General features: G+C 58.9%; 11 protein-coding genes. 4 read left to right on the forward strand and 7 right to left on the reverse strand.

The window, feature by feature from the left end:
• Window positions 1-33 precede the first annotated feature (33 nt).
• Both ilvA and dnaE read right to left on the reverse strand, forming a co-directional pair.
• On the reverse strand, window positions 34-1329 hold the full coding sequence (gene ilvA, locus ADB02_RS07850) for a threonine ammonia-lyase IlvA (protein ID WP_049190440.1): 1296 nt from the start codon (window positions 1327-1329) through the stop codon (window positions 34-36).
• A 56-nt stretch (window positions 1330-1385) separates the two neighbouring features.
• Window positions 1386-4943, reverse strand: coding sequence for a DNA polymerase III subunit alpha (gene dnaE, locus ADB02_RS07855; RefSeq protein ID WP_016422978.1), 3558 nt, complete (start codon window positions 4941-4943; stop codon window positions 1386-1388).
• Between the two features lie 244 nt (window positions 4944-5187).
• Between dnaE and ADB02_RS11595 the strand changes: the two genes are divergently transcribed.
• The 3 genes from ADB02_RS11595 (at window position 5188) to ADB02_RS07865 (ending at window position 8146) form a co-directional block, all read left to right on the forward strand.
• Window positions 5188-5352: a hypothetical protein gene (locus ADB02_RS11595; RefSeq protein WP_016422979.1), complete on the forward strand. Its 165-nt coding sequence runs from the start codon at window positions 5188-5190 to the stop codon at window positions 5350-5352.
• An 80-nt stretch (window positions 5353-5432) separates the two neighbouring features.
• Window positions 5433-6722, forward strand: a complete 1290-nt coding sequence (locus tag ADB02_RS07860) for an alanine racemase (protein WP_049190443.1) — start codon at window positions 5433-5435, stop codon at window positions 6720-6722.
• Window positions 6719-8146, forward strand: a complete 1428-nt coding sequence (locus ADB02_RS07865; RefSeq protein WP_048734784.1) for a D-arabinono-1,4-lactone oxidase — start codon at window positions 6719-6721, stop codon at window positions 8144-8146. The genes ADB02_RS07860 and ADB02_RS07865 overlap by 4 nt, the downstream gene beginning before the upstream one ends.
• Here the strand turns inward: ADB02_RS07865 and rarD are convergent.
• From rarD to lspA, 4 genes are all read right to left on the reverse strand, one after another.
• Window positions 8143-9111 carry an EamA family transporter RarD gene (gene rarD, locus ADB02_RS07870; protein ID WP_049190448.1) on the reverse strand — a complete coding sequence of 323 codons (969 nt, stop codon included), beginning with the start codon at window positions 9109-9111 and terminating at the stop codon, window positions 8143-8145. The two genes, ADB02_RS07865 and rarD, sit on opposite strands and share 4 nt — an antisense overlap.
• A 123-nt stretch (window positions 9112-9234) precedes the next feature.
• Window positions 9235-9960 (reverse strand): hypothetical protein, encoded by a 726-nt coding sequence (locus ADB02_RS07875; protein WP_049170281.1) that lies wholly within the window; start codon window positions 9958-9960, stop codon window positions 9235-9237.
• Window positions 9957-10868: an RluA family pseudouridine synthase gene (locus ADB02_RS07880; protein ID WP_042389388.1), complete on the reverse strand. Its 912-nt coding sequence runs from the start codon at window positions 10866-10868 to the stop codon at window positions 9957-9959. The genes ADB02_RS07875 and ADB02_RS07880 overlap by 4 nt, the downstream gene beginning before the upstream one ends.
• A 68-nt stretch (window positions 10869-10936) precedes the next feature.
• A complete protein-coding gene (gene lspA, locus ADB02_RS07885; RefSeq protein ID WP_049190526.1) occupies window positions 10937-11506 on the reverse strand; it encodes a signal peptidase II in 570 nt (189 codons plus the stop codon).
• A 90-nt stretch (window positions 11507-11596) separates the two neighbouring features.
• Between lspA and ADB02_RS07890 the strand changes: the two genes are divergently transcribed.
• Window positions 11597-12625, forward strand: a complete 1029-nt coding sequence (locus ADB02_RS07890) for a hypothetical protein (protein WP_241482437.1) — start codon at window positions 11597-11599, stop codon at window positions 12623-12625.
• 170 nt (window positions 12626-12795) lie between these two features.
• Here ADB02_RS07890 and ADB02_RS07895 read toward each other — a convergent pair whose 3' ends face one another.
• Complete coding sequence (locus ADB02_RS07895) at window positions 12796-13563, reverse strand: hypothetical protein (protein ID WP_049190453.1); 768 nt, start codon at window positions 13561-13563, stop codon at window positions 12796-12798.
• Window positions 13564-13599: the final 36 nt, after the last annotated feature.

Below are 13599 nucleotides of genomic sequence, written 5' to 3' on the forward strand. Positions count from 1 at the left end.
TCCTCGGAGGTTTCCCAGCTGGACCCAGCAAGTCTAGGTCAAAAAGTCATACTCTGGTGTGCCGGGTACCAGTCGGCGGCACTTCAGCGGCGAGGCATCCATGCGTGCCAGCAATTCCTCGAGGTCAGAGGCACGACGTAGCTCAATACCGACAAGAGCCGCGCCAGTTTCGCGGTTGTTGCGTTTGAGGTACTCGAACTGCGAGATGTCGTCATCCGGGCCGAGAACATCGCTGAGGAACATGCGGAGCTGGCCGGGCTTCTGCGGGAAGTTGACCAGGAAGTAGTGCTTGAGGCCGCGGTAGACCAGCGAGCGCTCCATGATCTCGGCATAGCGCAGCACGTCGTTATTACCGCCCGAGATGATGCAGACAACAACCTCGTCCGGTTCAAACTGCATCTGCTCCAGAGCTGCCACAGACAGCGCACCGGCCGGCTCAGCGATGATCCCTTCGTTCTGATAGAGATCCAGCTGCGCCTCACAGACCGCGCCCTCCGGCGCAATCATCGGATGAACGCGGTTGCGGTTGGCCTCCAGGATGTGCCATGGCAGGTCACCGAAACGGGCCACCGCGGCGCCATCGACGAACGGATCGGTGTGCCCCAGCGTAATCGGGCCATTGTTCTCCAGGGCTGCGCGCATGCAGGCCGCACCCGCAGGTTCCACACCCATGACCTGGGTGTTCGGCGACATATCCGACAGGTAAGAGGTGACACCGCTGAGCAGACCACCGCCACCGACCGGTACGCAGATGGTATCCAGAGTCAACCCCTGACCGGAGAGCTGCGCAATAATTTCAGCTGCGACAGTGCCTTGTCCGACGATGGTGTTGAAGGAGTCGAATGGCTCCACCATGGTGGCACCAGTGCGCTGTGCGTCAGCACGCGCCGCAGCGGCGGCCTCATCGAAGGAGTCCCCGACAACGACAATCTCAACGGCATCGCGGCCGTGGTAAGCGATACGGTCGCGCTTCTGCTTCGGCGTGGCATTGGGCACATAGATGCGCCCCTTAATACCCAGCTGGCGGCATGCGTAGGCCACGCCTTGAGCGTGGTTTCCTGCAGATGCCGCAACGACGCCTGCTGCTCGCTCTTCGTCGGTAACCTGAACCATGGCGTTGTAGGCACCGCGAATCTTGTACGAGCGCACGTCCTGGAGGTCTTCCCGCTTGAGGAATACCTTTGCACCGGTGATTTCGGAAAGACGTGGGCTGAACTGCAGCGGAGTGGCCGCAATAACCGAAGAAATTCGTGCCTGCGCAATCTGAATATCGGCCGCGTGAACAAGTCGGCGTTCGGTCTGGGAAGCAGGCACAGAATTCTCACTCATGAGCTATGACTCTACTCGGTCATACAACCGGTTGCGACAATCAGGGCCGCGATAAGCTACCCCAAAATGCTGGCCCCAATCGTCGCCTTCAGATCACCAATCAAGCTGGCGTCCCGGTCGACCCGCAAGTGCTCGCCGAGAACCAAAGTGGTGTGGGAATCGCCGTCGACAAGCTTGAGGTAAACGTCGGAGTCGCCTGGGTTGTCCAGCAGTACTGACTTCAGCTTGGCAATCATCTCCGGAGTGCACTGATCAGTGCGCATGGTCAGACGCAGCGGCGCCGAAGTGGAGCCATTGCGACCAAGGTCCGGCAGCTTCAGGTCATCACAGACCACACTCATGCGGTCATCGCGGTACTGAACGCGGGCACGAATAAGCACGATGGCGTCTTCAGCAATGCTGGTGGCAATCATCGCGTAGGTTCTCGCAAAAGCCATAACTTCCACGCGCGCGCCGTTGTGGTCCTCAATACCGATAATCGCCCAGGGCTGGCCGTTCTTATTCACGCGACGGTCAACGCTAGAGACAATGCCACCAATAGTGATTTCGGTGTTGTTAGCGACTTCCCCACCGACGACCGTGGTCAAAGCGGTATCGGTCTGCGCGGCCAGCGATTCTTCGAACCCATCGAGTGGATGACCGGAGACATAGAGGCCCAGCATTTCTCGTTCCAGGGTCAGCTCGTGCTTGCGATCCCACTTTTCATCCGGCACACGGATTTCAAAGATGCTCTCCGATCCGGTGTCCTCTTCCCCACCGAAGCCCGCAAACAGGTCGAACTGTCCCTTGTCTGCAGCCTTCTTGGTCGACAGCACCGAGTCAATGGCCTCTTCGTGAATGAGCGCAAGGCCCTTTCGTGGGTGCCCCAGCGAGTCGAAAGCGCCGGCCTTAATCAACGACTCGGTGATGCGCTTGTTACACGGCAGCGTCTCAATCTTGTCCAGGTAGTCCGAGAACGACGTGAACTTGCCCTTCTCCTCGCGCGTCTTCACAATCGACGCGACCACATCATGGCCGACGTTGCGGATAGCGCCAAGGCCGAAGCGAATATCCTCACCGACCGGCTCGAAGTCCATACCCGACTCATTGACATCCGGCGGCAGCACCTTAATGCCAAGGTGTCGACAGTCCGACAGATAAATAGCCAGCTTGTTCTTATCATCCGCCACCGAGGTCAACAGCGCCGCCATGTACTCAGCGGTGTAGTTGGCCTTCAGATACGCGGTCCAGTAGGACACCAGGCCGTAGCCCGCCGCGTGAGACTTGTTAAACGCGTACGAGGCGAAGGGCAGAATAATATCCCACAGCTTCTGGACAGCATCCTTAGAGAAACCATTTTCCAACATGCCGCCTTCGAAGTTCACGAACTCCTTGGCCAGCACCTCGGGCTTCTTCTTACCCATGGCCTTACGGAAACCATCTGCTTGGCCCGCGGTGTAATTCGCCAGCTTCTGCGAGATCTTCATGATCTGCTCCTGGTACACGATCAGGCCGTGTGTTTCTTCCAGGATTTCTTTCAGCTGCTCATCCAGTTCCGCGTGGATGGCGTTATAAGGCTTGCGACCATTCTTAATATCCGCGTAGTCAAAGTGCGCGTTCACACCCATCGGCCCCGGACGGTACAGCGCCAGCGATGCCACGATGTCGTCGAAGCCCGTTGGCTGCATGCGTTTGAGCAGCTCACGCATTCCGCCACCATCGAGCTGGAACACACCGAGGGTGTCACCGCGCGACAGCAGCTCATAGACCTTCGGATCATCGGTCTGAAGGTCATCGAGCAGAACTGTCTCGCCTCGGTTGGACTTGATGTGCTCAATACAGTCACCGATAACCGTCAGGTTTCGAAGACCCAGGAAGTCCATCTTCAACAGACCGATGGCCTCACACGCCGGATAGTCCCAGCCAGTGATAATCGCGCCGTCAGCCTGTCGCTTCCACATCGGGATGTGATCCAAGAGTGGCACCGACGCCATCACCACGGCACAGGCGTGCACGCCGGTCTGCCTAACGACGCCCTCGAGACCACGAGCCGTCTCGTAAATTCGAGCCACATCCGGGTCGGTTTCAATAAGCTGACGAACCTCGGCGGCCTCGCCGTAGCGTGGGTGCTCCGGGTCGACGATGCCGCTCAGCGGAATGTCCTTAGCCATAATCGCAGGTGGCAGCGCCTTAGTAATGCGGTCTGCAATCTGGTAACCCGGCTGACCGAACTGCACACGCGCCGAGTCCTTCAGAGCCTGCTTGGTCTTCACCGTACCGAAGGTGACCACCTGCGCCACCTTGTCTTCGCCCCAGCGATCGGCGGCGTAGCGAATCATTTCATCGCGGCGGCGGTCATCGAAGTCGATATCGATATCCGGCGCGGACGGGCGCTCTGGGTTCAGGAATCGCTCGAAGAGAAGACCGTGCTCAATCGGGTCGATATTGGTGATCCACGTCGCGTATGCAACCAAAGAACCGGCAGCGGAACCACGCCCCGGACCGACCTTGATGCCCACCTCACGGGCATGGCGGATCAACTCCGCCACGATAAGGAAGTACGACGGGTAGCCCTTACCGTCAATCACCTCAATTTCGTACTCCGCGCGCCGGATGTACTCCTCCGGTACCTCGCGCCCTTCAAAGCGCTTGCGCAGCCCCTCCATCACGTTGTGATGCAGCCATGTCGTCGGCGTCTCCCCTTCCGGAACGTCCGCCTTCGGCATGCGATCGTGCGGGTGCTCCTCCCACAGCTCGTCGTAGTCCTCGACGCGCTCTGCGATGAGCAGCGTGTTATCGCAGGCACCCGGGACTAGGTGATCCCAGGTCGCGCGCATTTCTTCGGCGGACTTAATAAAGTAGCCGTCACCGTCGAACTTAAAACGGTCCGGGTCATTGAGCGTCTTACCCGTCTGCACACAGAGCATAGCCTCGTGAGCCTTGGCCTGGTCACGGGTGACATAGTGGCAGTCATTCGTAACCAGCGGCGGCAGGTTCAGCTTCCGGCCAATCTCCAGTAGCTCACTGCGCACACGGGTCTCAATATCCAGCCCGTGATCCATCAGCTCAAGGAAGTAGTTTTCCTTGCCGTAGATGTCCTGCCACATCCCGGCGGCCTGCAGAGCCTCGTCGAACTGCCCCAGACGCAGACGCGTCTGCACATCACCCGACGGGCAACCAGTGGTCGCGATAATGCCCTCGGCGCGTTCTGCCACCAACTCGGCATCCATACGCGGGTACTTACTAATTTGTCCCTCATACGATGCCATCGACGACAGGTAGAACAGGTTCCGCAGACCCTGCGCATTCGCAGCCAACATGGTCTGGTGCAAGTAGGAACCGCGACCCGAGACGTCGTCTCGACGCTGATGCGGTTCACCCCACTGAATGCGCTTTTTATTAAAACGGCTCTCCGGCGCCATATATGCCTCAATGCCGATGATTGGCTTGATGCCCTTGGACTTCATCTGCCGATAGAACGCATTCGAGCCAAACATATTGCCGTGGTCGGTGACACCGACCGCAGGCATTCCCTGTCGCGCAACCTCGTCGGCGAGCAAATCAATCTTCGCCATACCGTCGAGCATGGAGTACTCGGTGTGATTGTGGAGGTGCACGAAGGAGGAGTTAGCCATGAGTCCAGATTGTAGACAATCCCCCGGACTGAACAAGATTCCTTCGAACACCCAAAATGAAGCAGCCCCTTATGCCTGCACAGTTATAGCTAAAGACGTGTGCAACATCACTCTTACTTTTCCTTTACTTTTCAAAACCAGTTAACAATACTCGACACCACGGTTCGTGAGGAAGTTCTCATGTTTTCCTCGCGGCCACAAAGAAACGCACTGCCCTCGAGCAAAGAACCAAAGGAGCAATACAGTGTTCGCACCACTTTCCGATGGCCACTTCACCTACTTCCCCAAGCCCGAGCTTGACGAGGTTCTTGCAACCATCGACCGCCGCCCAGTTGCCGCCGGCTACCTCATCGATGGCGATGTCATCACCTCCAACATGGATGCCGCCCGCTACAGCTGGCTGGTCTAAAAGGGCGCAGACCTGGAAAATTCTGACTTTCTTTTCAAAATCAAAGACAGTACAGGTTTTCAATGATTACGTTTTAGGGCATGAAACTTTCTCGAGCTTCTGCCCCGGAGTCCTCGGACACATCCCGCCCGGCTCCGACATCGATGTCTCACCTGCCTGAAGCGCTGCCGCCGCAGACGCCCCAGACAGCCCGCCCGCCACTAGCTACCGACACGCTGCTTAACTGCACTTCCCTTCCTGCAGTCGTCGTCGACCTCGCGGCGGTCGAAGCCAATGCCCGCGATATGCTCCGCCGTGCAAACGGGATGCCTATCCGCGTGGCCTCGAAATCGATTCGCATTCCACAGCTTATTTCGCACGTCCTGGCCTTCCCCGGTTTCCAGGGCGTGCTGGCATATTCACTGGCAGAGGCGCTGTACCTATTCCGAGAAGGCATTAGCGACGACATCGTCGTCGCCTACCCAACTCTTGACGCCCGCGCTATCTCAGAGCTTGCCGACGATGATGCAGCGCGTGCCGCCATCTGCGTCATGGTTGACCGTCCCGAGCATCTGGAGGCGCTGGCGTCGTCGGCAAGCGAAAATGCGCCAATCCGCGTGTGCATGGACGTCGACGCATCCTTTCGTCCCCTCCCCGGCGTGCATATCGGTACGCTGCGCTCAAGCCTGTTCTCGCCGAAGCAGGCAGCGGCGTTTGCCAAGCAGATCATTGCCCACCCGGAGCTGCAGCTGGCCGGAATCATGATGTATGAGGGACACATTGCCGGAGTGGGCGATGCCGGAAACTCCCTGCGTGCGCGCGCAATTCGAGTGATGCAGGCCGTCTCAAAGAAGGAATTGGCAAAGCGCCGCGCGAAGGTTGTCGCTGCAGTCGAGAAAGTGGCGGGGCCGCTGGAGTTTGTCAACGGTGGTGGCACGGGGTCGCTGGAGTCGACGTGCGCCGAGGCCGCAGTCACCGAGGCAGCGGCGGGGTCGGGGTTCCTGGCACCAACCCTCTTCGATAACTATCGCGCATTCAATCTGCGCCCGGCGTCCTGGTTTGTGTTGCCGGCGACGCGACGCCCTAAGAAGGGCGTGGTCACGGTGTCCGGCGGTGGTCGAATTGCCTCTGGACCGGCGGGAGCTGACCGGCTGCCAACCCCCTGGTACCCCACTGGCCTGCGCTACGCGGCAGAGGAAGGACCAGGTGAGGTGCAGACTCCGCTGCTCGGCAAGACCGCCGACGCAATTTCGCTGGGAGATCCCGTGTGGTTCCGCCACGCCAAGGCCGGCGAAATAGCCGAGCACACACAAGAAGTCATTGCAGTTCGAGATGGCGCCATCATCGCCCACTGGCCCACGTACCGAGGAAAGGGATTGATCTTCACATGAGCAATTCACGCAACAACGCCCGCTTCACAGTCTCTACAGTTGAGTCCCGCGTACCACGCGTACGTCGGCGTGCGCAGGCAAAAGCCGTCGCCAACTCTCATTGGAGCAATTGGGCGCACACGCAATCGTGCACCCCGTCCTACACTCATCAGCCGCACGATGATGAGGGCGTTATCTCGGTAATTAAAGCGGCGAAGACCGAAGGAACTACGGTGCGCCCGCTAGGGGCCGGTCATTCTTTTACTTCCGTGGCCACCACCGATGGGCACCGCATTCAACTCGACCGCTGCTCTGGTCTGGTCGAACTCGACGCCGCCAACCAGACCGCCACGCTGCGTGCCGGCACTCGCCTGCGCGACACTCCAGGTATTCTGCGCCCGCTCGGTTGGGCACTTCCCAACCAGGGCGATGTCGATCCGCAGTCGCTGGCCGGTGCTATCTCTACTGGCACACACGGCACCGGGCTTGGATTCACCGGCTTCGCAGGCACCGTGAAAGGATTCAAGATTGTCACCGCGGATGGCGTCGTCAGGCACTGCCATCCGGACGCTGAGGGAATCGACGGCGAGCTCTACCGCCTCGGACGGCTGGGACTGGGTGTCTTCGGCGTGCTTACGGAGGTCACGATGTCCGTCGTGCCAGCGTTTGATCTGCACGCCGACGAGCACCGCGAAGAGTTTGATTCCCTGCGCAAGAGTTTCGCCGAGCGCTGCAAAGAAGCTGACCACCTGGAGTTTTTCTGGTTCCCGGGACAGCGCGAGACGCTGGTCAAGCACAATACTCGCATTGAACCGCAGCGCCACCGCCGCCCGAGCCGCAATAGCCTGAAGCAGCGCCTGGGCAGCGCGCGTACGTATCTTAACGACGAAGTCGTCAACAACATGGGACTCTTGGCGTGCTGCGAGATTGCTAAGGCCATTCCCGCTACGACCGATACCATCAACCGGATTGCCACCAACACCGTGCCAGAGCGCAGCTACTCCAATGAGGCGCACAAGGTCTTTGTCTCGCCGCGCCGAGTGCGTTTCTCCGAGATGGAGTACTCCGTCCCGCTCGAGGCCGCTTCCGATGTCCTCGGGGAAATCCGCGACGCGATTGCCCGCAAGAGGATGAAAGTCTCCTTCCCCATCGAGGTGCGCTCCGCGAAAGCCGATGATGTGGCCCTGTCCACTGCGTACGGTCGCGACAGTGCCTACATCGCCATCCACCGCTACTGGAAGGAAAATTACCGAGAGTACTTCAACCTCATCGAGCCGATTTTCAAGGCCCACGAAGGTCGCCCGCACTGGGGCAAATTGCACACGCTTCGCGCGGAGGATTTCGCGGAACGTTATCCGCTGTTCGGCGAGGTCCAGGCACTACGGGAAAAGGTCGACCCGCAGGGAATCTTCCTCAACGAGCACCTGCGCGAACTTTTCTGCTAATTATCTGCCGGCTTTACGACGTCCCGGGTAACCGCCCCATCCGTCTGGTCGGCGGCATCGTCGGAAACCGCGGCCGGTTCAACACCGGCCTTGTGGAGTTCCCGGCGTACCCGACGCTGCCGGCGCATCTTCAGGATGAGGTCGCAGATGAACAGCGCGACGGCACCCCAGATGATGAAGAATCCGATCCAGCGCTCCGGTTCGAGCTGCTCGCCCAGCACAGTGACTGCCAGGGTGATTTGGAGAACTGGAGTCAGGTACTGCATCAGGCCCAAGGTGGCCAGCGGCAGGCGTTTGGCACCTTCGCCGAAGAGAAGCAACGGAATGGCGGTAGCAACACCGGCGCTCATCATGAGCAGCACGTGACCAGTTCCTTCGGAGGTAAAGGTGCTCTGTCCGTTGTAGGTCAACCAGAGGATGTATGCCAGCGCAATCGGTGTGATTACGGCGGACTCGGCCGTCAGCGAAGCTGCGGAGGAAAGCGATACCCGCTTCTTCATTAGTCCGTAAAAACCGAAACTGAACGCCAGCGCCAGCGCACCCAACGGCGGATGTCCCACACCAATTGTGAGAACAATGACCGCAATGGTTGCCAGGATGACACTGCCGAGCTGCAACCGCGAGATGCTTTCACGGAAGAAAATCATCGCCAACAAAACGCTGACCAGCGGGTTGATGAAGTAGCCGAGCGCAGCCTCCGCCACCTGCCCATTGTTGACCAGGTAGACGTACACACCCCAGTTGACGGAGATCAACAGTGCGGCAATAAAAATAGTGCCCCAGGTCTTGGCACTCGCGGCCTTCAGCTCTGGCCATGCGCGCATGAAGCTGAGGGCAATAACCATAAAGACAAGGGTCCAGACGAATCGGTGCGCCAAAATCTCTACGGCCCCTGCTGGTTCCAGCAAGGGGAAATAGAGCGGAAACAGCGCCCACAAAAGGTACGCACCGAATGCCTGAATCACTGTTGACTGACTCCTTTTCGTTCTTGTTGAAACTGACTGCGTACTGGCAGCAGAGTTCTAGCCGCTTCATCCTAGTCGTTTGGACTTGGCCGCTTAGTCCTGGCTTCTATTAGGTCTGGCCGCTTAGTTCTGGCTCAGCCCCGGCGCAAAGAGCGGATCTTTATCCGTGAAGCCGGAACTCAGCACCGGGCGAATACCAAAACGGCCACGCGCCGCATCTGACGGCAGCGCCTCGACAGCTTTCACATCGGGCATTTTCTTGACATCCATCAACGATTCAGCGTCACCATAGACCAGTAACCCGTTGAAGCCGAGCCGTTCGTCGTCAATCGCGACGTCTGCGTAAGCAGCCGCTAACTCCAGCTGATCTTGCAGCAGCTTTTCTTCGCTCGCTGTTTTACTCGGCTGCGGCAAATACCGGGTGCTCACACCGCCGATGATTGCAGTCGATACTCGCAGAGAGGGTTCTTTTTCATAGACCTGTGCCGCTTCTTGCGCATCGAGCAGCCGGTCAAAAGTCACCATCGCCCAGAACTTCGGGTCCTCCACGACTGGCTGGCCGGTCTTTAGCCGGTAGTCCTCTTTCTTCATATTCGCGAGGGACTCGTCGGCACGCTCTACGTACTGCTCGGTTGCTTCCCACGGGTCCGGGCCGAGCGCATCGCCGTTGAGATTTTGCGGCTTGCTTACCCGATCGGAGGTCGAAGCGACTGCTAAAACAATCACCAATACGACAACACAGAAACCAGAGATCAGTGCCATCACTGGCGAAATACTGCCGTCACCAGTGCTTTTCGCACGAGTTTCACGGCGTGGTGGGTTCTTGGATCCCGATGGGGTCTGCGTCATGCGCTCTGCCTCAAAACTTCCAATGCGTGGTTCAAATCATCTGGGTATGGACATTCGATTTCCATCCAGCGCCCATCTGCCGGATGGTGGAAACCAAGCGAGACCGCGTGAAGCCACTGGCGGTTGAGCCCCAGCCGCTTGGCCAATGCCGGATCGGAACCGTACATGGGATCGCCGCAGCATGGGTGATTCAGCGCAGAGAAGTGCACGCGAATCTGGTGCGTGCGCCCAGTCTCTAGATTCACCTTCAGCAGCGTTGCTGGGGCGAAGGCCTCAAGCGTTTCGTAGTGCGTCACAGCATGCTTGCCATCCTGGCGGACGGCAAAACGCCAACCCGCCGAAGGATGACGGCCAATCGGCGCATCAATTGTCCCCGACAGCGGATCCGGATGCCCCTGAACCAGAGCGTGATAGGTCTTGGACACCTCACGGTTTTTGAACGCCCGCTTGAGCACGGAGTATCCCCGTTCGGAGCAGGCGACAACCATCACGCCAGAGGTGCCAACATCGAGGCGATGCACGATGCCTTTTCGCTCGGGCGGACCGGAGGTAGAAATGCGGAAACCAGCAGCCGCCAGTCCACCGATAACCGTTGGGCCTTCCCAACCGACCGACGGATGTGCGGCCACACCGACAGGCTTGTGAACAGCCACCAAATCGGAGTCGTGGTAGAGCACGTCCATGCCCTCGACGAGTTCCTCTTTGGGAACCAATGGCTTTTCCACCGGCGGCAACAACACAGAGAGGAAAGCGTTTTCTTCCAATCGGTCGGACTTGCCAACGCTCACGCCATCGACCGTGATGTCCCCAGCCGCTGCCAAATCAGCCACCGCTGTGCGCGAGAGTCCCAGCAACTTAGCCACACCGGCGTCTACCCGCATACCGGCCAAGCCCGGTGGAACGGGCATCTGCCGGGTTTCTCGGTCGGGCTGGTGCGCTCCCCCGAGTGCTGCACCGGTATTTACTGCATTGTCGTTCACTGCTGTCCTCCCTCCGCCGACTGCATCTGATCCGTCTGGGAAGATTTCTTCTCCGCTGTAATCTGATCAGCGAAGAGATCCGGCTCCTTAGAAAAAACCATCCAGATAACGAGGATAATAACGCCCACTGTAATCGCGGAGTCCGCGATATTAAATACGGCAAAACCCTTAACCGACAGGAAATCGACGACGTGGCCGACGTAGAAACCGGGTTCCCGAAACAGCCTATCGATGAGGTTGCCCAGCGCACCACCAGCAATAAGCCCCGCCGCAGTCGCCGATATAGGACTGCGCAACCAATGGGAAAAGCACATCACAGCCAGGATGTAAACCAGCTGCAACGTAGTAAAAACCCAGGTGGCGTTCGTGCCAAAGGAAAAGGCTGCACCGGGGTTAAAAACGAGCCGCAACTCGAAGAGATCGCCAATGACCTGCACCGCAGGACGGCCATCGAGAGTCTTCAAAGCGATAATCTTGGTCAGCTGATCGATAATCGCAACTGACACAATAACCGCAGCGAGAATCCCCCGCCGCGGGAAATATGTCCTCGTTTCCTTCTTAGTCACTGTCCCATAATGGCCTAACAAACCCATATTCAGCCAACTGACACCGCCCGGGTGGTTCATATCCACCACGAAACCGGTACGCTAACCGGTGTGACTCGACGTTTCCAATCTCAGTTTGTTCCGGCCTCCTCTGCTTTACGACGTGCAGGAGGCACCACCTCCTCGTGGTTCCGTCGACCTAGCCGCAGCGACCAGCCTGGTCACACCAAGCGTGGCCTGCTGGCGAGGGTCGGCACCGCTGTTGTTGCCGCTACCACTGTGGTGTCATTGGCCGCGTGCTCGTCGGAAAGCTCGGTGGAAACGCAACCCGTGGACGTTGCACAACCCAAGGTCGAATTGACCAGTGCTGGTAGCGGTGAGCTGGCGAGCGTGCGCTGGAAGGACGACGGTGCAGAGCAGGAGTCGACCGTGGCGGTGACGCAGGGCTTCGCGCAGCGTGGCGGAAACGCCGATAGCGACCAGACGTTCCCGGACACCCGCCTGGAAATCCCCCTGACCAGCACTGTTACCAGCGATAACGATACTCGTGTGGTGACGTCAGAGGTGGGTAAACCCCACGGCTCCAACGATGAGCTGAATGAGGATATCGCTACCGCACGGGGCTTTATCTCTGATTGGTCAACAACGGCCACAGGTGAGGTTAAGGAACTCAAGCTGGGAGCGCCGGAGAAGGCGACCGACACCGCTCGCGCTGGTGTGGAGATGGCGCTGCAGCAGCTGCATTCCGTACCTATCGTCTTCCCTTCCGAGGACATCGGAAAGGATGCGACCTGGACGGTCGAAAGCGAGGTCGAAGGCCAGACCACGATGACGCAGAAGGTGACCTATACCCTGCTCAGCCGTGCGGGCGACATTGTTAATTTGAAGGTCGATGTCAAGCAGGTGCCGACCGTCACGGAGTTGGACACTGGTGGCGAGGGTGCGCTGAAGGTTGTCGAGGCCACGACTGACATGCTTGCCGACCGCGTCACCATCGACCTGACTAAGCCCCTTCCGATGAAGGGCAACATCGACTTTGTGACCTCCGTGACCTACGGCGACGGCAACTCCGATGTGCGCATCACTCAGCAGACGCACCGCGGGCTGGAGTTTAAGGACGGCAGCGGGTCGAAGAAGTAGCCCAGAAGAAATAGCTCTGGCCAGCGCAAGGTTAGAAGACGAGAAAGTGTCTAGGTTTATGTCACTTTTCTTCCCAAAAAATGGGCGGAACTGTCATAAACCTAGACACTTTCTTTTGTCTGCCCAGTGCACCCGACCGGGCTAGGCTGTGATGCCTGGGCCAACGGCACCTAAGCCGGTGGAGGCGGAGGAGGCGCGTCCTCCGCCGGAGCCGGAGCTGGCGGTGGCGGGACCTCCTCAGCCGGCGGTTCAGGCGCGGGTGGCGGAACTTCCTCAGCGGGTGGTTCGGGCGCCGGAGCCGGGGCTGGCTCCTCGACCGGTGCTGGGGCCTCCTCAACCGGAGCCTCTTCAACTGGGGCTTCTTCCTCCGGCTCAGGTGGCGGCGGAGGGGTTTCGCCCGGCGCGAGGCAGAACCCAGGCTTGTGCTCCGGATCAAGCGTCGATGCCAGGTTGCAGGCCCATTCCTTGCTCAGCATCCAACGGCCATCCCTGTAAATGAAGTCCACCTGATCCACGAGCATCGGATCTTCCTCCGGGCGGAGGATATTGACACCGGCTACGGCCTGCTTCGTCGTGAAGCCGGGCGTAATCGGATCAATGACATCAAAGCTGATTTCCTGCTCATTGGCACTATTGGTGACAATGTCGAAGAAATCGCCGGCAGTATCGCCGTCCTCAATGGTCAGCGCCTTTTCCTCGATAGGTAAATCGGGGTTGATAAGGCGTGCGAGGACGTCGTTAAGCTCTGCGCGCGTCGGCAGCATGATGACGGGTTCCGCCGAGCTGGATGTCTTCGATTCAGTCGTCGGCGCTGCAGTATTGCCACCACCGCAGGCAGCTAGCCCAAGTGCGCTGACCGAGACCATCGCCGCTACTGTCACACCACGCGCTGTGCGCCAACGCATTCCGCTAACGCGCTGGTTGCAGGGGACTTTCATATGTGCACTACTCCAATAAAATCTGCATGAAGATTC

This window comes from Corynebacterium sp. 212_CJEI (assembly GCF_001055915.1).
Classification (GTDB): domain Bacteria; phylum Actinomycetota; class Actinomycetes; order Mycobacteriales; family Mycobacteriaceae; genus Corynebacterium; species Corynebacterium jeikeium_D.